1 pseudogene is annotated in these 426 nt (G+C 75.1%); it reads right to left on the reverse strand.

Annotated elements, in window-relative coordinates:
• Nucleotides 1–426, reverse strand: a pseudogene (locus tag FOE67_RS28370) (phytoene desaturase); the annotation flags it as partial.

The raw sequence follows: 426 nt of genomic DNA on the forward strand, positions 1-426 counted from the left end.
GGTGTCCCGGGGGCGGGGGCCGGCGCCCGTGATCCGGCCGGCGGCGAGCTTGCCGGAGATCAGGACGGTGGGGACGCCCACCCCCGGTGTGGTGCCGCAGCCGGCCAGAACGGCGTTGTCGAGGCCGGAGACCAGGTTGCGGGGGCGGAAGGGGCCGGTTTGGGGGAAGGTGTGCGCGGCGGAGAAGGGGGTGCCGGCCGCGTGGCCCTCGGCGGTCCAGTCGGCGGGGGTGACGAGGGTTTCCTCCTCGATGGCGGAGGTGATGCCGTTCAGGCCGCGTTTCTCCAGTTCGTTGAGGAGGGCGTCGCGGTAGCGGGGGCCGAGGTCGGCCCAGTGGGTGGCGTCGGGGCCGATGTCGGTGTTGGGGCAGGGGGCGAGGACGTAGTGCAGGTGGCGGCCGGCGGGTGCGAGGGAGGGGTCGGTGGC

The organism is Streptomyces calidiresistens, assembly GCF_014141525.1.
In the GTDB taxonomy this organism is placed as follows: domain Bacteria; phylum Actinomycetota; class Actinomycetes; order Streptomycetales; family Streptomycetaceae; genus Streptomyces; species Streptomyces calidiresistens.